Origin of the sequence: Polynucleobacter sp. MWH-Jannik1A5, assembly GCF_018881795.1 — a bacterium.
Classification (GTDB): domain Bacteria; phylum Pseudomonadota; class Gammaproteobacteria; order Burkholderiales; family Burkholderiaceae; genus Polynucleobacter.
Window position 1 is genome coordinate 804,270 of the sequence record NZ_JACVPQ010000001.1, and the last position, 17,992, is coordinate 822,261.

The 17,992-nt window shown below is 46.1% G+C and carries 20 protein-coding genes; 12 read left to right on the forward strand and 8 right to left on the reverse strand.

Annotated features, from left to right (window positions below):
* Positions 1-13: 13 nt before the first annotated feature.
* The 3 genes from gatB to gatC are packed head-to-tail and all read right to left on the reverse strand — an operon-like array spanning position 14 to position 3,290.
* On the reverse strand, positions 14-1,483 hold the full coding sequence (gene gatB, locus ICN23_RS04005; RefSeq protein WP_216231900.1) for an Asp-tRNA(Asn)/Glu-tRNA(Gln) amidotransferase subunit GatB: 1,470 nt from the start codon (positions 1,481-1,483) through the stop codon (positions 14-16).
* Positions 1,483-3,000 carry an Asp-tRNA(Asn)/Glu-tRNA(Gln) amidotransferase subunit GatA gene (gene gatA, locus ICN23_RS04010; RefSeq protein WP_216231017.1) on the reverse strand — a complete coding sequence of 506 codons (1,518 nt, stop codon included), beginning with the start codon at positions 2,998-3,000 and terminating at the stop codon, positions 1,483-1,485. Before gatA ends, gatB begins: the two co-directional genes overlap by 1 nt.
* A complete protein-coding gene (gene gatC / locus ICN23_RS04015; RefSeq protein WP_216231018.1) occupies positions 2,997-3,290 on the reverse strand; it encodes an Asp-tRNA(Asn)/Glu-tRNA(Gln) amidotransferase subunit GatC in 294 nt (97 codons plus the stop codon). Before gatC ends, gatA begins: the two co-directional genes overlap by 4 nt.
* A gap of 61 nt (positions 3,291-3,351) precedes the next feature.
* On the opposite strand from gatC, the gene ICN23_RS04020 reads away from it, so the two are divergent.
* Genes ICN23_RS04020 through rodA form a run of 5 tightly spaced genes read left to right on the forward strand, consistent with a single transcriptional unit; the run spans position 3,352 to position 8,925 of the window.
* Positions 3,352-4,395, forward strand: a complete 1,044-nt coding sequence (locus tag ICN23_RS04020) for a rod shape-determining protein (RefSeq protein WP_068319852.1) — start codon at positions 3,352-3,354, stop codon at positions 4,393-4,395.
* A gap of 24 nt (positions 4,396-4,419) precedes the next feature.
* Positions 4,420-5,355, forward strand: a complete 936-nt coding sequence (gene mreC / locus ICN23_RS04025) for a rod shape-determining protein MreC (protein WP_216231019.1) — start codon at positions 4,420-4,422, stop codon at positions 5,353-5,355.
* Entirely contained in the window at positions 5,352-5,876 is a 525-nt protein-coding gene (gene mreD, locus ICN23_RS04030; RefSeq protein WP_215391803.1) for a rod shape-determining protein MreD, read from the forward strand. The genes mreC and mreD overlap by 4 nt, the downstream gene beginning before the upstream one ends.
* Positions 5,877-5,884: 8 nt before the next feature.
* Positions 5,885-7,792, forward strand: coding sequence for a penicillin-binding protein 2 (mrdA, locus tag ICN23_RS04035; protein WP_216231020.1), 1,908 nt, complete (start codon positions 5,885-5,887; stop codon positions 7,790-7,792).
* Positions 7,774-8,925 (forward strand): rod shape-determining protein RodA, encoded by a 1,152-nt coding sequence (gene rodA / locus ICN23_RS04040; protein WP_216231021.1) that lies wholly within the window; start codon positions 7,774-7,776, stop codon positions 8,923-8,925. Before mrdA ends, rodA begins: the two co-directional genes overlap by 19 nt.
* Positions 8,926-9,012: 87 nt before the next feature.
* On the opposite strand, the gene ICN23_RS04045 is transcribed toward rodA, so the two are convergent.
* Positions 9,013-9,333: an HU family DNA-binding protein gene (locus tag ICN23_RS04045; protein WP_011903860.1), complete on the reverse strand. Its 321-nt coding sequence runs from the start codon at positions 9,331-9,333 to the stop codon at positions 9,013-9,015.
* A gap of 77 nt (positions 9,334-9,410) precedes the next feature.
* Positions 9,411-9,776 (reverse strand): hypothetical protein, encoded by a 366-nt coding sequence (locus ICN23_RS04050; RefSeq protein WP_216231022.1) that lies wholly within the window; start codon positions 9,774-9,776, stop codon positions 9,411-9,413.
* Between the two features lie 157 nt (positions 9,777-9,933).
* Here ICN23_RS04050 and ICN23_RS04055 point away from each other — a divergent pair, with 157 nt between their 5' ends.
* Positions 9,934-10,830 carry an aspartyl/asparaginyl beta-hydroxylase domain-containing protein gene (locus ICN23_RS04055; RefSeq protein WP_216231901.1) on the forward strand — a complete coding sequence of 299 codons (897 nt, stop codon included), beginning with the start codon at positions 9,934-9,936 and terminating at the stop codon, positions 10,828-10,830.
* 13 nt (positions 10,831-10,843) lie between these two features.
* Here the strand turns inward: ICN23_RS04055 and ICN23_RS10085 are convergent, their stop codons facing one another.
* Positions 10,844-11,140, reverse strand: coding sequence for a DUF167 domain-containing protein (locus ICN23_RS10085; RefSeq protein ID WP_216231023.1), 297 nt, complete (start codon positions 11,138-11,140; stop codon positions 10,844-10,846).
* Positions 11,141-11,162: 22 nt separating this feature from the next.
* Between ICN23_RS10085 and can the strand changes: the two genes are divergently transcribed.
* From can to ICN23_RS04090, 6 genes are read left to right on the forward strand one after another with little or no spacing between them, the layout of a single operon-like run.
* Complete coding sequence (gene can / locus ICN23_RS04065; protein WP_216231024.1) at positions 11,163-11,834, forward strand: carbonate dehydratase; 672 nt, start codon at positions 11,163-11,165, stop codon at positions 11,832-11,834.
* A 1-nt stretch (position 11,835) separates the two neighbouring features.
* Entirely contained in the window at positions 11,836-12,735 is a 900-nt protein-coding gene (locus ICN23_RS04070) for a lipid A biosynthesis acyltransferase (RefSeq protein WP_216231025.1), read from the forward strand.
* A gap of 25 nt (positions 12,736-12,760) precedes the next feature.
* Positions 12,761-13,513, forward strand: a complete 753-nt coding sequence (locus ICN23_RS04075) for a metallophosphoesterase (RefSeq protein ID WP_216231026.1) — start codon at positions 12,761-12,763, stop codon at positions 13,511-13,513.
* Positions 13,514-13,518: 5 nt separating this feature from the next.
* Positions 13,519-14,937 carry a serine/threonine-protein kinase gene (locus tag ICN23_RS04080; RefSeq protein ID WP_216231027.1) on the forward strand — a complete coding sequence of 473 codons (1,419 nt, stop codon included), beginning with the start codon at positions 13,519-13,521 and terminating at the stop codon, positions 14,935-14,937.
* A 49-nt stretch (positions 14,938-14,986) separates the two neighbouring features.
* Positions 14,987-15,724, forward strand: a complete 738-nt coding sequence (locus ICN23_RS04085; protein WP_216231902.1) for a pseudouridine synthase — start codon at positions 14,987-14,989, stop codon at positions 15,722-15,724.
* A gap of 57 nt (positions 15,725-15,781) precedes the next feature.
* Positions 15,782-17,410 (forward strand): peptide chain release factor 3, encoded by a 1,629-nt coding sequence (locus ICN23_RS04090; RefSeq protein ID WP_216231903.1) that lies wholly within the window; start codon positions 15,782-15,784, stop codon positions 17,408-17,410.
* A 22-nt stretch (positions 17,411-17,432) separates the two neighbouring features.
* Here the strand turns inward: ICN23_RS04090 and ICN23_RS04095 are convergent, their stop codons facing one another.
* Both ICN23_RS04095 and ICN23_RS04100 read right to left on the reverse strand, forming a co-directional pair.
* A complete protein-coding gene (locus ICN23_RS04095; RefSeq protein WP_216231028.1) occupies positions 17,433-17,678 on the reverse strand; it encodes a hypothetical protein in 246 nt (81 codons plus the stop codon).
* Positions 17,679-17,699: 21 nt separating this feature from the next.
* Positions 17,700-17,936, reverse strand: a complete 237-nt coding sequence (locus ICN23_RS04100) for a DUF2798 domain-containing protein (RefSeq protein WP_216231029.1) — start codon at positions 17,934-17,936, stop codon at positions 17,700-17,702.
* Between the last annotated feature and the right edge of the window lie 56 nt (positions 17,937-17,992).

The following is a 17,992-nucleotide window of genomic DNA, read 5'->3' on the forward strand; positions in this document are numbered from 1 at the left end:
AAATGTTCTTTTGTTAACCCAGCTTTTTACGCAAGAGTTCATTTACCTGACCAGGATTGGCTTTGCCTTGAGAGGCTTTCATGATCTGGCCCACCAAAGCATTAAATGCTTTCTCTTTGCCAGAACGGAACTCTTCAACCGATTTCTGATTCGCCGCCAAAACTTGATCAATGATGGCCTCAATTGCACCGCTATCACTAATTTGCTTCAAACCCTTGGCATCAATCACTTGATCTACAGTGCTAATGGTCTTGCCTGCAAGAGCCTCTTCCCAAAGAATCGCAAAAATGTCTTTAGCAATTTTGTTGGAGATAGTGCCATCCGCGACGCGAGTCAGTAATGGCGCTAAATGTTCCGCCTTTAATGGCGCATCTGCCGCAGCAATACCAGCACGATTTAATGACGATGCAAGTTCGCCAGCAATTAAATTAGCCGCTGCTTTTGCTAATGGCTTACCAACGATTGCCAATAGGTCTTCAAATACTTTTGCAGTATCACGATCTTGCGTGAGCAACTGCGCATCGTAGGCGCTTAAACCAAATTCGCTTTGCCACTGATCACGCAACTGCGCAGGGAGTGCAGGCATCTTGCTACGCACAGCTTCAATCCATGCATCATCAATGACTACAGGCAATAAGTCAGGGTCCGGGAAGTAGCGATAGTCATTCGCATCTTCTTTGCTACGCATGCTACGTGTTTCACCGCGATCGGGATCATATAAACGGGTTTCTTGAACGACGGTACCGCCATCTTCAATTAACTCAATTTGACGACGCACCTCGTATTGAATTGCCTCTTCCAAGAAACGGAAAGAGTTCAGATTCTTAATTTCGCAACGGGTACCAAACTCTGCTTGCCCCATAGGGCGAACAGATACGTTTGCATCGCAACGGAATGAACCTTCTTGCATATTGCCGTCACAAACACCCAGCCAAACCACCAGGCCATGTAGTGCTTTGGCATAGGCAACCGCCTCTGCGGCACTGCGCATTACGGGCTCAGTCACGATTTCCAGCAAAGGTGTTCCTGCGCGATTTAAATCGATGCCACTAGAAGGCTCTTCATGGGGGCCAGTAAAACCTTCTTCGTGGACTGATTTACCTGCGTCTTCTTCCATGTGGGCGCGAGTGAGCTCAACTACCTTCACCTCATCGCCAACCAGGATTTCAACTTTTCCTCCAACTACAACTGGAATTTCCATTTGGCTAATTTGATAGCCCTTAGGTAAATCAGGATAGAAATAGTTCTTACGTGCAAAGATGCTTGCCGGTGAAATCTTTGCATTCACTGCTAGCCCAAAACAAATCGCATGCTCTACTGCTTGGCGATTGAGCACTGGCAATACACCAGGCAGCGCAAGGTCCACCGCACATGCTTGCGTGTTTGGCTCCGCACCAAAGCGCGTGCTTGCACCACTAAAAATCTTCGACTGTGTTTGTAATTGTGCGTGGGTCTCTAGACCAATAACGACTTCCCATTGCATCATGCCACCTCGCTTGCTTGACGCAAATGCCAATCACTGGCCTGCTGATATTGATGAGCTACCTGCAAGAGGCGTGCTTCAGAAAAATAATTGCCGATGAGCTGCATGCCAATAGGTAAATTATTGGCATTAAATCCGCATGGCACACTCATTGCCGGCAGGCCTGCCAAGTTTGTTGATAGCGTATAAATATCTTCTAAATACATTTGCACAGGGTCTTTTGACTTTTCACCTAAGCGCCAGGCTACATCAGGGGCTACGGGCCCCAAGATGACATCACATTGATTAAAAGCCGCCTGAAAATCTGCCGCAATAATGCGACGAATCTTTTGTGCCTGCAGATAGTAAGCATCATAGTAACCATGACAAAGGACATAGGTTCCAATCATGATGCGGCGCTTTACTTCCGAGCCAAAACCCTCGGTGCGAGACTTGGCATACATATCACCAAGATCACGATATTCATTTGCGCGATATCCGTAACGAACACCATCAAAGCGACTCAAATTACTCGATGCTTCTGCAGGTGCTAAAACGTAATAAACGGGGATAGATAATTTGGTTTTGGGCAAACTTACTTCAATTAATGTGGCTCCTAAGTTTTCTAAAAGCTTGGAGGCTTCATTAACGGACTTGGCAACATCGCTTGCTAAACCTTCAGCAAAAAATTCTTTTGGTAAACCAACACGCAAACCATCTAGTGGTTTTGCTGAATTGTTGTTTCCATCTTTCCAGTTTTGGTTGAGGTAACGGCCGTAATCTTCTCCGGAGTCCGCTAAAGAAGTGGAGTCACGTGGATCATGCGAAGACATTGCTGAAAGCAGCAAAGCGCAATCTTCTGCGGTCTTGCCCATCGGGCCCGCTTGATCGAGTGAAGATGCGTAGGCAATCATGCCGTAACGAGAAACACGCCCATAGCTGGGCTTAATTCCAGTTAAGCCACAAAATGCAGCTGGCTGGCGAATTGAGCCGCCTGTATCGGTACCAGTAGCAATCGGCGCTAACCCAGCAGCAACTGCTGCTGCAGAGCCGCCTGAAGAACCGCCGGCAACGTGCGCGGCATTCCATGGATTTAAAACCGGGCCGTAAGCAGAGTTTTCATTAGAAGAGCCCATAGCGAACTCATCCATATTTGTCTTGCCCAGACAAACCATGCCAGCGCCATGGGGATTGTTTTCATCTGGGATACCCAGATTCGCCACTACCGTGGCGTCGAATGGGCTCTGGTATCCCTCCAGGATTTTGGAGGCTGCAGTCGACTTCCAGCCACGCGTTACAAAGACATCTTTATGTGCAATGGGGATGCCGGTTAACTTGCCCGCTTTCCCAGATGAAATTAACTGATCTGCTTTATTAGCTTGCTCTAAGCTTAAGTGAGCATTCACATCAAGATAGGCATTCCACTGCTTTCCAGCTTCAATACGGTTCAAAAAGTACTGAGTGAGCTCGGTGCTAGAAACCTTTTTAGCGGCTAGCGCTTTTGCCATTAAGGCTATAGGAGTGTTGTGCCAACTCATTCGATCACCCTTGGTACAAGGAAGTAGCCATCCTGCTGCGCAGGGGCTGACTGCATGTTTTCGGCGCGATGGTCAGACTCGGTCACTTGGTCAGCACGCATAGGCTGGGCCAAATCACGCAAAAAGAGAATGGGATGAGCCAAAGGCTCAAGCCCGCTTGTATCAACGGCCTGCATTTCCTCCACCAAGGAAAAAATGGCCTGCAATTGAGGCAAAACTGCCTCAGCTTCTGCCTGATTTAACTCAAGCCTAGAAAGGTGCGCAATGCGCTGGACATCATCAAGTTTCATGGGGCGCTAGAGTATCATTCCTATATATTTTCATTAACACTTTCTATTTTCCCACTACATCATGTTTGGTTTTTTCCGCAGCTACTTTTCCAATGACCTAGCCATCGACCTAGGAACCGCCAACACCTTAATTTATATGCGTGAGCGGGGTATTGTCCTCGATGAACCTTCTGTTGTGGCAATTCGCCAAGAAGGTGGTCCAAACGGCAAAAAGACCATTTTGGCCGTCGGCAAAGAGGCAAAAGCGATGTTGGGACGTGTTCCAGGGAATATTGAGGCAATTCGCCCAATGAAAGACGGCGTTATCGCCGACTTCACCATTACCGAACAAATGCTCAAGCAATTTATCAAGCTTGTGCACGAGAGCAAATTATTAAAGCCAAGCCCACGCATCATCATTTGCGTTCCTTGTGGATCTACTCAAGTTGAACGTCGTGCGATTCGTGAATCTGCATTAGGCGCTGGCGCATCACAAGTATTTTTAATTGAAGAGCCGATGGCTGCTGCAATTGGTTCTGGCTTGCCAGTTTCTGAAGCTGCTGGTTCGATGGTTGTCGACATCGGTGGCGGTACAACCGAAGTTGGCGTGATGTCATTGGGCGGCATGGTTTACAAAGGCTCCGTTCGTGTTGGTGGCGATAAGTTTGACGAAGCAATTACCAATTACATCCGTCGTAACTACGGCATGTTGATCGGCGAACAAACTGCTGAGTTGATCAAGAAAACCATTGGCTCCGCTTTCCCCGGCGCCGAAGTGCGCGAGATGGAAGTAAAAGGTCGCAATCTTTCAGAAGGTATTCCACGTAGCTTTACAGTTACCAGCAATGAAATCTTGGAAGCATTAACCGATCCGTTGAATCAAATTGTGACCGCAGTAAAAGCGGCTCTCGAGCAGATTCCACCTGAGTTGGCATCCGATATCGCTGAACGCGGCATGATGCTAACTGGCGGCGGCGCCTTATTGCGCGACCTTGATCGCCTCTTGCTTGAAGAAACTGGCCTGCCAATTCATGTTGCAGAAGATCCTTTAACTTGCGTGGCTCGTGGTTGCGGTATCGCACTTGAGCGCATGGATAAGTTAGGCGGAGTGTTCTCGCACGAGTAAGCGACATACACGTCGACCAGGGAATTGCAACATAGCGCTCCACCACTTTTCAGACAGGGCATTCCGGCCTTACTTAAACTGATTGTCTGTCTGTCGATCAGCATCGCTCTGATGCTGATCGATTTTCGTTTCAAAGCACTCGATCCCATCCGCAACAACGTCAATTGGATTTTGCGTCCGCTTGAATACGTCATGATGATGCCGCGCAATGTACTTGAAGCAACATCAGAATATTTCACCACTAGATCAACTCTGGATCAAGAAAACCAAGTGATGAAAGTGCGTCAAGCGGAACTTTCTCTGCTGGCAAATCAATCAGAATTTTTGATGGTGGAAAACCAAAACTTGCGTGAGCTGATGGCTTTGCAAAAACAGGTGCCATTTAAAACACTTCCAGTAGAAATTCTATTTAATCCACCGAACCCTATTTCACAGCGCATTGTGATTAATCGCGGGAGTAACGACGGCCTTAAGCTAGGCAACCCGATTGCCAATGATTCCGGTATTTTGGGTCAAGTAGTTCGCCTGTATGAGCGCTCTGCCGAGGTTTCTCTGCTGGAAGACCGTGATTTTGCCGTTCCGGTGCAGGTGGCGCGTAACGGACTTCGTGCAGCCGTCTTTGGTGCAGGGCGCGGTAACCCGCTAGAGCTTCGCTACCTACCAGTAGCAAGCGATCTTGAGGTCGGGGATATTTTGCTAACCTCTGGAATTGATGGCATTTACCCTCCCGGTTTTGCAGTAGCCGTCATTAGCAAAATTGAACGCAATGTCGATAAGAATTCCTCAAATGTATTTTGCGTACCAGTTGCAGCAGTAAATCGCTATCGTCAAGCATTGGCGCTTTTATATGATCCGCAGTTTGATGCTAAAGCTCCGACGCTGAATAACAAATCAGCAACCGGTGCGCCGCTAACAAACACCCCCGGTAGACGTCAAACTCGTGCGCGGGGAATGCAATGATTGATTTCCAAAGCGGCTATATTCTGCGCCCGGTAAATCCGGTCTTTATTTACTTCAGCTTATTTTGTGCGCTGCTATTAAATCTATTGCCGATTGGTAACTATGGCTGGGTACCCGATTGGTTGATTCTCTGTATTGTGTTTTGGAATATTCATCAACATCGATATGTGAGCGTGATCACCGCGTTCATTCTTGGTCTCATGATGGATGTTCATAACTCCGATCTCCTAGGCTTGCATGCCTTTAGTTACTCGCTTGTTGCTTATGTCGCCATCTCATGGCACAGACGTATTGTGGCTCTCACGGTGCTGTCACAAGCATTACATCTGCTGCCGATTTTCTTATTGGTATCACTCTTTCCCGTGCTGGCACATTGGTTGCTAAGCGGCGAACTATATTGGTGGGCTCTCACAGGCGCTATTCAAGCACTGATTGAGGCGATGCTCTGGCCATTAGCAACGCGCATCCTCCTTGCGCCACAGCGTCGCCCTATAGATGTTGATCACAATCGACCACTCTAAGAATTAAGATGGTTTCTTTTAAAAAACCTGATCTAGACTCATTTCAAGAGCGCATTCACATTGCGACCTTGTTTGTCACCGTTTGTTTTTTATTACTTGTTACTCGCCTTGTATGGCTTCAACTAGTCAGCCATGGAAAATATGCGCTGTTAGCAGAGAGTAATCGTATTGCGCTCGTCCCCGCTCCAGCAAACCGAGGTCTTCTGATTGATCGCAATGGCATTGTGATCGGCAGGAATTATTCTGCCCTCACTCTGGATGTGAATGCCGAGGAGGTCAAAGGCAACGTAGACCAATTAATCAACGAACTTTCTGAAATCATTGATATTTCCCCCAGGGATCGCCGTAATTTCAAGCGCTCCCTAGAAGATTCTCGCAATATGGGCACTTTTCCCCTCCGCTCGATGCTCAACGAGACCGAAACAGCCCGTTTTATGGCCAATCGCTACCGTTTTCCTGGGGTAGAAATCCGCGCCCGCAGCTTCCGAGAGTACCCATATAACGAATTAGCCTCCCATTTGATTGGCTATATTGGCCGCGTTTCTCAGAAAGATAAGGAGCGCATGCAGGCCGAAATCGAGGGCGCCAAGGCTGATGATCCAGACGCTTTGCAGGCATCTTTCTTGCCAGGCATTCAGTACGTTGGAAAGATTGGTTTAGAGCAAAGCTACGAAACTGTTTTGCGTGGAGTGCCTGGATACGACCAAGTCGAAATTACTGCTGGCGGAAAACCGGTGCGCACACTTTCTAGTTCGCCATCAGTTCCAGGAAAGAATGTGGTTCTCTCGGTTGATATCAAGCTGCAATATTTAGTTGAGCAGCTTTATGGAAATTTCCGAGGTGCGTTCGTGGCAATTGAGCCAGAGACTGGCGATGTCTTAGCATTTGTTTCTAAACCCAACTTCAATCCAAATGACTTTGTTGAGGGCATTGATTCGGTGACGTGGAAAGAGCTAAACGACTCACCACAAAAGCCACTCTATAACCGCCCGCTGAAAGGCATCTACCCACCAGGTTCAACTTATAAACCTTTCATGGCACTAGCTGCCTTAGAAAATAAAAAGCGCACGCCATCACAAACAATTTCTGATCCTGGTTACTTTGACTTTGGTAATCACACATTCCGTGATGACAAAAAAGGTGGCCATGGCATTGTGGATATGCAAAAGTCGATTGTTGAATCTTGCGACACCTATTACTACTTGCTTGCACGCGATATGGGCGTGAACATGATGCATGACTTTATGAAGCCGCTTGGCTTTGGCCAAATCACTGGCATTGATTTACAAGGCGAGGCAAGAGGTGTCCTACCTTCTACCGAATGGAAGAAAAACACTTTTAAAAAGCCAGAGCAGCAAAAATGGTATGAAGGTGAAACTATTTCTCTAGGCATTGGTCAGGGCTACAACGCTTTCACTATTTTGCAATTAGCCCATGCAATGGCTAACGTAGCAAACAACGGCATCGTCATGAAGCCTCACTTAGTCAAAGCAATTGAAGATCCGTTCACGCGAAATAGAGTACTCACAACACCTAAAGAAAGTTATCGCATCGATCTCAATGCCGAAAATATTGAAGTCATTAAGAAGGCGATGCTTGAAGTGAATATTTCAGGCACTTCTGCAGCTGCATTTAAAGGAACCGGATATCAAGTTGGCGGAAAAACTGGAACTGCACAAGTTTTTAGTTTGAATTCAAAAGAATATAAGCACAGTGCTACTGCAGAGTTCTTGCGCGACCACGCTTTATATATTGCATTCGCTCCAGTAGATAAGCCAACCATTGTGATTGCCATGGTTGTCGAGAATGCAGGCTTTGGAGCGCAACACGCAGCACCAATCGCACGTAAGGCATTGGACTATTACATTGAGGGCAAGTGGCCTAAGGAGATTCCTGAATGGAAAAGAGCCCCTTAATCAAAGTTAAAGGATTTTTCTTTGGTATTTTTTCCGGATTAGATCGCCAGCTCGGCCTTATTCTGCTTGGCTTAGCGGCTATCGGCTTTTTTACTTTTTTATCGGCGAGTCAAAATACTCCCGTGCAAATTTTAGAAGAGGTGCGCAATCTCGCGCTCTCTTTTGTAGTCATGTGGATCGTGTCACGTATACCGCCTAAGTGGCTAGAGATGGGCGCAGTTTGGATTTATGGATTTGGCGTTGCTCTTTTAATTGCAGTAGCTGCATTTGGCTTAATTAAAAAAGGTGCACGTCGTTGGCTCAATATTGGGGTTGTGATTCAGCCATCTGAGATTATGAAAATTGCAATGCCCCTGATGCTTGCTTGGTATTTTCAGAAACGTGAAGGCATTCAAAAATCTTGGGACTACGGTGTTGCTGGAATTATTTTGGCAATCCCAGTGTTTTTAATCGCACGCCAGCCCGATCTGGGAACTGCTCTTTTAGTTTTTGCAGCCGGTCTTTACGTCATTATTTTGGCAGGGCTACCGTGGAAATGGATTTTGCCTTTTGTTGCTTTAGGCGTTATTGGCATTCTGTTAATTATTATTTTCGGCAGCATTATCTGTGCACATGATGTGGTTTGGCCACTCGTACACAATTATCAAAAGCATCGCATCTGCACTTTATTGGATCCCACTAGCGATCCATTAGGCAAAGGCTTTCACACCATTCAATCTATGATTGCGATTGGTTCTGGCGGATTCTTCGGCAAGGGTTGGTTTCAAGGAACTCAGGCGCACTTAGAATTCATTCCAGAAAAACATACTGACTTTGTATTTGCGGTTTTCTCTGAGGAATTTGGTCTGTTAGGTAACTTGGTTTTACTGGCACTCTTCTTTGCCTTAATTAAAAGAGGGCTCGCCATCTCTGCAAGCGCACCAAATTTATTTACGCGCTTGTTAGGCGCCGCCGTGACTTTGATTTTCTTCACCTATGCATTTGTGAATATCGGCATGGTGAGCGGTCTATTGCCGGTAGTTGGAGTGCCACTGCCATTTATTAGTTATGGCGGTACCGCTCTTGTGACCCTGGGATTTGGTGCCGGCATATTGATGAGCATTCATCGTCATCGCCGTTTAGTGCAAAGCTAATTTAGAAACAACTGTTAATACCCCGAAGCATTTTCTAGGGAATAAAAAAGCCCGGCATGCCGGGCTTTTTTATCAACAAAGGAAGAATTACTTCTTACGCTTGTTAACTGAATCTTTAAATGCTTTACCAGCAGAAAACTTAACAGTTTTTGCAGCAGCGATTTTGAGTGGCTCGCCAGTTTTTGGGTTACGACCCATACGTGCAGCACGCTTGCCAGAAGCAAATGTACCAAAGCCGATCAGTTGTACTGAGTCACCTTTAGTAACAGCTTTGATGATTGTGTCGATAGCAGAATTCAATGCGAATTCAGCTTTGGCTTTAGAAATCTCCGCGTCGTCAGCAATCGCTGCGATTAGTTCGGCTTTGTTCAAGTGAAGCTCCTTATAGATATTGATGTCAGCGCACATTACGCTTACATGATTTTAACCACAAAAAATTACAAAAATAAAGTTGCGTTACAGCAATTTTTTACTTCAACTACAAACTACTCATCCAAAACTACGATATCAGAAACAAAATACTCCGTATCGCCAAAACAGGTTGTCGGCAAGCCGATGTGTTGCTCATACTTTAGGGCAACTTTTTTTCCTAAATTAGCATTTATTTTTTGCGCCACAGCATCTTCACGCACCGTAAAGAGGAATTTTTCTGACATCGTGCCGGGCATAGAGACCATCGCCAACTCACCCTCCCAGGTTTTACATACATACCCACGATTAGAGAATTTCTGCACATATCCAGCACGCTCGCCACTTCCGTAGCTCCAATTCAGCATGGCCCACGTATAGACTGAAATAGCCACTAACCCAATTAAAACAAGGCTTAAGAGCCACTTTATAAAGCTATTCATCAGAATTTCCTTGGTAAATCTACACACAAACCCTAGTCGGGTGCTTATATCTTCTATATGAAGTATATGAGCATCCAGTTGCGAGAAATAGTCTATTTAAGGCCTATATCCAAATTAAAATATCGATAACTACCTTAAATAGACAAAAGCCATGGAAATTCGTCACGTTATCTTTTTTGTTTTTGTAGTATCAGCAATTTACGTCTATTACAGGGGAAAGGTGCGTTTTGGCGTAGTGAGATCTCTCACTGACTACCAGGTGCTTCTAGCACCAGTAAATACCCTGCTGTACCTATTTTCAAAAGTGAAGGCAAGCGCCTTTATTCCAGTTAGTCAATTTCCTGAAATGAAACCCATTCAAGACAATTGGGAAACCATACGGCAGGAAGCGCTTTCTTTGCAGGAGGGTGGATCCATTGCTGCAGCAACCGGATACAACGACATTGGCTTTAATTCTTTCTTTCGCACTGGTTGGAAGCGTTTTCACCTATGCTGGTACGGAAAAGAGGTGCCGTCAGCCCAAGCTAAATGCCCTAAAACAGTGGCACTGCTGAAATCCATCCCCTCCATTAAGGCGGCCATGTTTGCCTCATTGCCGCCCGGCGCAACCTTGGTACGCCACCGCGACCCTTATGCAGGCTCCTTGCGCTATCACATTGGTCTATCTACGCCAAACAACCCCAAGTGCTTCATTGACGTCGATGGTGAGCGCTATTACTGGAAAGATGGTGAAGCGGTGATGTTTGATGAGACCTACATTCACTATGCTGCCAATGAAACCGACCAGCAAAGAATTATCTTATTTTGTGATGTCGAGCGTCCTGTGTACACCAAAATAGTTCAGCTACTGAATCGCTGGTTTGGTCGATATGTCATGAGTGCAGCTTCTTCTCAAAACGTAGAAGGCGAAAAAGTTGGTTTTGTAAATGTTCTTTTTACCTATTTCTACCAACTCCGCGCGCAAGCCAAAAAACTTAAAGCAAAACATCGCACCGTTTACTACGTAGGCAAGTGGGTGCTGATTCTAGGAATTTTGTGGGCCATTTTTTGGTAGGCTGATTTTGGTTTTAGGGGCTTAGTAACTGAACAATTTGCTCAGGACTAATGGGGCCCCATATTTCCACTCTTTTCTTGCGGCTATTTTGACCAGACACGAATTGAATTTGCTTTTGAGGCACTCTCAGCTGCTTGGAAAGCCAGGCCAATAGGAGTTCATTTGCCTTATTTTCAAGGGCCGGCGCCTGTAGAGAAATTTTTAAGCAGCCGTCATGAAGGCCAACCACTTTTGTTTGTTTTGCCCCAGGCTGGCAATGCAAATTGAGAGTGATCCCAGTGGGGGTTTGTTTTAACCAAATAGGTGTCATCAAAGTACTTTAAACTGAATCCATGACGATGAAGAATTCTCAAGCTTTAGAGCAGCTATTTACAAACAATCGCACCTGGGCAGAAAGCATGATAGCCAAGGATGCCAACTTTTTTAAGCGCCTTGTCTCTCAACAGGCCCCCGAATACCTTTGGATTGGTTGCTCTGATAGCCGAGTGCCAGCAAATGACATTGTTAATTTGTTGCCTGGTGAATTATTTGTCCATCGAAACGTTGCAAACGTCGTTGTCCACACAGATTTAAATTGTTTATCCGTGATTCAGTTTGCAATTGATTTACTTAAAGTGAAGCATATATTGGTGGTGGGCCATTATGGATGCTCAGGCGTTCATGCGGCACTAACAGATAAGCGAGTCGGTCTGGCTGACAACTGGTTACGCCATGTCAAAGACGTGCATCAAAAACATGAGCGTTATCTAGGCGACATGATCCCAACCCAAAAACGTCAAGATCGTTTATGCGAGCTCAACGTCATTGAGCAAGTAGTGAACGTTTGTGAAACCACTATCGTGCAAGATGCTTGGGCGCGCGGACAGGATCTAACCGTTCATGGCTGGGCTTATCGACTTGAGACTGGTCTGGTGAACGACTTGGGCATGTCAAGCAGCTCGGTCGAAGAAATGACTGAGCGCTATGCTAAGTCTGTAAAGCGCTACGAACAAGATCAAAACTAATTTGCTCAAATCTTTTTCTAATCAAGTAGTTGTTGCGCTACTCAAGCTTCTCTCACTACTACCCTATAGATTACTAGTTGCCATTGGTTATGGGCTTGGCTATATTGCTGCTCGCATTCCCGGCGATAGAAACCGGGTTGTGAAAACTAATCTCCGCCTATGCTTTCCCCAATTAAGCTCAGCTGAAATTGATAGCTTATGCAAACAACACTGGCGTTTGCTTGGTCGCAGCCTCGTAGAAAAAAGTATTATTTGGTGTGGCAGTTCAAAACAGTTGGGCAATATGATCGAGGTAAAGTCAGCAGTAGATCTCTCTAGCAAAAAACCGCGCATCCTCGTCAATATGCACTTCACAGGTATTGAGGGCAGTATTATTTTGAGCGCACTGTCCAAAGAAAAGCACTGGCCACGGACTTCTGGATTTTTTCAAAGAATGAAAAGTCCATTCTTTAATAAAAAAATTATTGAATGGCGCAATCGCTTCGGTGGAAACTCCATTGATCGACAGGGAAATGCTAAAGCCATCATTCGCGAAATTCGTAACGGCGATTTCATCATCATTGCACCAGATATTGATTTAGGTCTAAAGGACTCTGAGTTTGTACCGTTTTTTGACATCCAAACGAATACGATCACTACGATTTCTCGCTTAGCTAAAATTACAGGCGCCGATGTCTGCCTGATGACAACCACCTTGAAGGCGGATGAGTCTGGCTACCTGTGCGAAATTGGAGAGCCTTTGGAGAATTTCCCAGGAGTTGATCCAAAATCAGACACTGCTCGTCTAAACCAATATTTTGAAGAGAAAATTCGATTGCGCCCAGCGGAATACTACTGGGTTCATAAGCGGTTCAAAAATCGCCCAGATAACGGTCAAAGCCCCTATAACCCTTCTATCTAGAGGTCTTTTGTCCTATCATTAAGGGATGACTGAACGTATTGGGCTATTCGCCGATCTCCATAGTAATTTAGAAGCCTTTGAAGCCTGTATGGCTCGTGCGCAAGAGCTTGGAGTAACCCGAATGGTTTTCTTGGGTGACCTAGTTGGCTATAACGCCGACCCTGCAGCGCTCATCGATCGAATTGCTGATCTTGTGGAGAAGAAGCAGGCCATAGCCATCCTTGGCAATCATGATGAAGCTGTTTTTAAGGACAGTCGAAGTCAAATGAACTCCAGCGCCAATGCTGCCATCGAGTGGACTAAGTCTCAGCTCAAGCCTAGTCACGTGGAGTTCTTAAAAAATCTACCGCTCATTATTCAAGAGGACGAAATTTGTTTTGTTCACGCCTCTGCACATAACCCTGCCGACTGGAATTACATTACCGATAGCATGAGTGCATGGCGGTGCGTACAAAACTCTGGAAAGAATTACACCTTTGTAGGCCATGCACATGAGCAGGCATTGTTTTATCAAAGCGCCGTTGGAAAACTCATTCGCTTTGCACCACATCCCGGCGATGAAATTCCAGTGCTTCACCATCGCCAGTGGGTAGGCGTTGTAGGCTCCCTTGGCCAGCCAAGAGATGGCAACCCTGAGGCCTGTTTTGCCATTTTCGAACCTGAAGCGGAAGTTCTCACCTTTCATCGCACACCCTATGATCACTTTACTGCTGCAGACAAAGTGCGTCGTGCCGGGCTGCCAGAAGACTTAGCAAATCGCCTTATTACGGGCAGGTAAATCTAATGGCAATTAATACTGATATTGAAGCAGTAGACGATATATTTCAAGAAGGCAAAATAGTTGATGGATTTACCTTAGGCAAGGAAGTTCATCGTGGCGGAATGGCCAGCCTTTTTTCTGCAACCAAAGAAGGTATTGATGTTCCTATTCTGCTAAAGATACCGCGCGTTGGTAGAGATCAGCCTGTAGAAAGCTTGATTGGCTTTGAAACTGAGCTCACCATCTTGCGCTCACTTAAAAGCCCATACGTTCCAAAGTATCTGGGCTCTGGCAATATGGCCACGCGCCCATATATTGCAATGGAATGGGTGGAAGGCAGACCTCTTGAGGACTACATTAAAGAAGGTAAAGTTTTTACGATTGATGAAGTTGTCCGCATTGGCGCGGATCTTGCGCAAGCAGTTCAATCACTGCACTCTCAAGATGCAATCCATCTTGATATCAAGCCTGAAAATATTTTGGTTGATGAGAAGGGCAAGTTAACCCTCATTGATTTTGGTTTGTCACATCATGCTCGCTATCCTGATTTGCTGGCCGAAGAAATGCGAAAAGGCGTTGGCTCTGCGCCCTATATCTCCCCCGAGCAAGTAGCTGGTATTCGCTCTGATGCACGTAGTGATATTTTTTCTATCGGTGCAATCATGTACGAGCTGCTGACTGGTGAACTACCATTTGGCAATCCCCAATCAATGAGTGGCTTACGTCGAAGAATGTGGGCAGAGCCATTCCCACCAAGGGCAATTCGTAGAGAAATTCCTCGCTGGCTTCAAGAAGTTGTTTTAAGGTGCCTTGAACCTCGTGCCGCAGATCGCTACCAAAGTGCTGCGCGCTTGCGGCAAGTGCTGAGGGATCCCGAGGGCGTCACACTAACGGAGCGGGCTGACCGTGTTGAGCCGCCTAGTTTTTGGCAAAACCTGAAGGGGATGTTTAAAGCTGCTGGCTATGAACCCTCCCCAAGTCCACGTCCGAGCATGGGGAACTTTGACGCGCCCCTCATGATTGCGGCAATTGATACTCGCCAGTCAGATGAAGACTTACGAGAGCGTATGCAAATTACTGCAAAGAACCTTTTGCATGCCTATCCTGAAAGTCGATTAGTTTGCTTGAGCACCATTAGCAGCACACCAACATTCGAAGGAAACCAAGAGAGTGAGACTGCCAGCGGTATTGTGCGCGGTCATTTAGTACAGCTAATGGATTGGGCTAAACCGCTAAAGCTTCCGCCAGAGAGAATTTCTTATCACGTACTAGAGGCTCTTGATCCAGCATCCCGAATTGTAGAATTCGCGAAAGACAATGATGCATCCCTCATTCTGATTGGAGCATCACATAAGCTACCTAACAAAGTAACGCCATGGAGAACCTCTATGACTAAGATTGTCGAAGAGGCGCCCTGCAGCGTGCATATTGTCAGGACTTGATCTAGGCCCATCAACTCCCCAAGGCTAGCAATTGACGGATAATGCGTACATGGAAGAAAAAGTACGCGTCTCAAAATTACTCTCTGAGCTAGGCCTGTGTTCACGCCGTGAAGCTGACTCTTATATTGAGCAAGGTCTCGTAACAGTAGACGGTGAAGTAGTGAATGAATTGGGTGTTCGTGCTTTTCGTCATCAAAAAATAGAGTTGCAATCTGGCGCCAAAGCGCAACAAGCTTCTCGCATTACCGTGATCCTTAATAAACCTGTTGGTTACATATCTCACTACGATGATGAGCAAGAATATCAACCTGCAGCCTCTTTGATTACTCCAGAAAATTACTTTGCCAGCCCCCTAGATAAAGGGAGAAGTCCTCGCTTCAACACTAAAGGTCTAGCACCTGCTGGAAGATTGGATATTGACTCTACTGGCATGCTAGTTCTTACTCAAGATGGGCGTATTGCCAAATTATTGATTGGTGAAAATAGTCCCATTGAAAAAGAATATTTAGTACGCGTTGAAGGAATGCTTTCTTTTGAAGATTTGGATCGCTTAAGACATGGTCTCTCACTTGATGGAGTAGAGCTAAAGCCTGCACAAGTAAGCTGGCAAAATGAAGATCAGCTTCGCTTTGTATTGCGCGAAGGACGCAAGCGCCAAATACGTCGGATGTGTGAGATGGTGGGCCTCAAAGTATTGGGTCTCAAACGCGTCAGAATGGGTCGTATCTCACTAGGCCCACTGCCGCCAGGCCAATGGCGCTATGTAAGGCCTGAAGAGCAATTCTGAAGCGGCTCGCCCGCTTATAATTGCGTCCAAACTGATATTAAGTAGCGCAAAATTACCATCGAAACTTCCACCTCCAGCACGCCAGGCGCAGAAGTACTTAGACGTCGCAGCTTTGCCATCATCTCTCACCCAGATGCCGGCAAAACTACGCTTACTGAAAAACTATTGCTATACGCGGGCGCCATTCAAATTGCTGGCAGTGTGAAAGCCCGTAAAGCAAGCCGCCATGCAACCTCCGACTGGATGGAGATTGAAAAACAACGGGGTATCTCTGTAGCAAGCTCGGTAATGCAAATGGAATACCGCGATTGCATCATTAACTTATTGGATACGCCGGGCCACCAAGATTTCTCCGAAGATACCTACCGAGTATTAACTGCCGTTGACTCGGCTCTGATGGTGATTGATGCTGCCAATGGTGTCGAATCCCAAACATTGCGCTTGCTTGAAGTCTGCCGCGCACGTAATACGCCTATTGTCACCTTCATCAACAAGATGGATCGTGAAGTAAAGCCGCCAATGGAACTCATGGACGAGATCGAAACCGCTCTCGGTATTGAAGTGGTTCCATTTACTTGGCCAGTCGGCATGGGCAAATCCTTTGCGGGAGTTATCGACATTGCCAATATGCGGATGCGAATGTTCAAAGCAGGCGAAGATCGCGTAACCGAAGACTCACATGCGGTTGTAGATGTAAATGATCCAGCACTGAAAGAACGTTTAGGCACGGACTTAGAAAATGCTCTGGGTGAGGTAGAGCTAATTAAAGAGGCAATGCCTGCCTTTAATCTCGAGGCCTTTCTAGCTGGTCGTCAGTCGCCTGTTTTCTTTGGTTCTGCAATCAACAACTTCGGCGTACGTGAGATTCTAAATACATTAGTTGAACTAGCGCCATCACCAGGTTCACGCAAAGCGCTGCAACGTGAAGTCAGCCCTGCAGAAAATAAATTCTCGGCGGTCGTCTTCAAGATTCAGGCCAACATGGATCCAGCGCATCGCGACCGAGTGGCATTTTTAAGAATCTGCTCTGGTCATTTTCAGCGCGGCATGAAACTCAAGATTTGTCGTAATGGCAAAGAGGTGCGCACGAACAATGCGCTTTCCTTCTTATCGCAAAGACGCGATATTTTGGACGAAGCTTTTCCAGGCGACATCATTGGCCTGCCCAATCATGGATTACTTCGCCTTGGTGATACCTTAACTGAAGGGGAGCAATTACAGTTCACGGGCCTGCCATTTTTTGCACCAGAGATTTTCCGCATGGTTGAGTCTGCAGATCCATTACGCTCAAAACAATTACGCACTGGACTAATGCAATTAGGTGAAGAGGGCGCTATTCAGGTCTTTAGACCAATGGCTGGTGGCACGATGTTGTTAGGCGCATTTGGCCAACTCCAGTTCGAAGTAGTAAGCCACCGTCTGCAAACAGAATATGGCGCAGAGGTACGTCTATTGCCTGCCCGCTATAGCTTGGCCCGCTGGGTTAGCTCCGATGATCCTGTAGCGCTGAAAAAATTTACCCAAGAAAACATTCACCGCATGGCAGAAGATGTCGTAGGCGCATCTGTTTTCTTAGCATCCCATAAATCAGAATTAGATGTCGCTCAACAGCGCTGGGAATCAATTCAATTCCACGCCCTGAGAGAGCATGCTGGCCTAATTTATCAATCAGATTTAGCTGGCTAATTTACCCGCCGCTCTAAGCAATCTAACGCGGCATCTTGCAATCAAATACGGCGACCAATGGAGTATCACTACTCCGAAATGAGGCGATCTTGCCGTATTGCTGGCAATAAGCATTTGCCTTATTAGTTAACTGTTCAATGGATTCGCCACTGCTATTTAAAAAAGTCACGTGATTGGCGTCTGACGCATCGGTATATACCGCAGCACAAGCACTCAATATAAATATGCAGCTTACGCAAAGCATGAAATTTTTTAGTAATGTGTTCATTTAGAGCTCACTCATATGTATTTAGGATTTATTAAGGCTCAGCTTTTCTAGAAGCATTGCAGTAATTTTGCTGGCAGTCGGCCGATAAATCAAAATACAGACAATCGCTACTGGATAGGCCACCAGCCAAACCTCAAGCCATAACCAAAAGAAATTTTCTGCAGGGCCTACTCGCACAAATGTAGTTGCAAGCGTAATGCTCAGAGACATTAAGAAGCCCATTACAAGGGCAAAAACTAAACTGGGTAAATTCATCATGGTTACATCATAGCTTCTGCAGGCGTTAACTGTTATTCTGGACTGTGATCACTATT